This window comes from Paraburkholderia sp. Cy-641, from assembly GCF_011752945.1.
Lineage (GTDB): Bacteria > Pseudomonadota > Gammaproteobacteria > Burkholderiales > Burkholderiaceae > Paraburkholderia.
This window is the reverse complement of the sequence record NZ_VWWM01000136.1, coordinates 1-1,151: the sequence shown is the minus strand read 5'-3', so window position 1 is coordinate 1,151 and position 1,151 is coordinate 1. Positions and strand designations below refer to the sequence as shown.

The window sequence follows — 1,151 nt, the reverse complement described above, 5'->3', positions numbered from 1 at the left end:
CACATCGAACTGATCGCGTCGGAAAACTACACCTCGCCCGCGGTCATGGCCGCACAGGGCTCGCAACTCACGAACAAGTACGCCGAAGGGTATCCGGGCAAGCGCTACTACGGCGGCTGCGAATATGTGGACGTGGTGGAGCAACTGGCGATCGACCGTGTGAAGCAGCTGTTCGGCGCGGAAGCCGCCAACGTGCAGCCGAACTCCGGTTCGCAGGCCAATCAGGGCGTGTTCTTCGCCATGCTCAAGCCGGGCGACACGATCATGGGCATGAGCCTCGCGCATGGTGGCCACCTCACGCACGGCTCGCCGGTCAACATGTCGGGCAAGTGGTTCAACGTGGTCAGCTACGGCCTGAACGAAGCCGAAGACATCGACTACGACGCGGCCGAAAAGCTCGCGCAGGAACACAAGCCGAAGATCATCGTGGCGGGCGCGTCCGCGTTCGCGCTGCGCATCGACTTCGAGCGCCTCGCGAAGATCGCGAAGTCGGTCGGCGCGTACCTGATGGTCGACATGGCGCACTACGCCGGGCTGATCGCTGCGGGCGTCTACCCGAACCCGGTGCCGCACGCCGACTTCGTCACGACCACCACGCACAAGAGCCTGCGCGGCCCGCGCGGCGGCGTGATCCTGATGAAGGCCGAGTTCGAGAAGCAGATCAACTCGGCCATCTTCCCGGGTATCCAGGGCGGTCCGCTCATGCACGTGATCGCCGCCAAGGCCGTCGCGTTCAAGGAAGCGCTGTCGCCGGAGTTCAAGGCGTATCAGCAGCAGGTCGTCGAGAACGCGCGTGTGCTCGCTGAAACGCTGGTCAAGCGCGGTCTGCGTATCGTCTCGGGCCGCACGGAAAGCCACGTGATGCTGGTCGATCTGCGCGCGAAGAAGATCACCGGCAAGGCGGCGGAAGCGGCGCTCGGTGCCGCGCACATCACGGTCAACAAGAACGCGATCCCGAACGATCCGGAAAAGCCGTTCGTGACCTCGGGCGTGCGCCTCGGTTCGCCGGCGATGACCACGCGCGGCTTCGGCGTGAAGGAAGCCGAGCAGGTCGGCAACCTGATCGCCGACGTGCTGGATAACCCGGAAGATGCGGCAACGATCGAGCGCGTGCGTGGGCAGGTCGCCGAGTTGACCCAGCGTTTCCCGGT

Annotated in this window: 1 protein-coding gene; it reads left to right on the top strand. The window is 65.0% G+C overall.

Annotation, left to right across the window (positions count from 1 at the left end; genetic code table 11):
* Positions 1-1,151, top strand: a 1,151-nt coding sequence (gene glyA, locus F3J20_RS31685; protein ID WP_167285836.1) for a serine hydroxymethyltransferase, incomplete at both ends; no start/stop codon positions are given.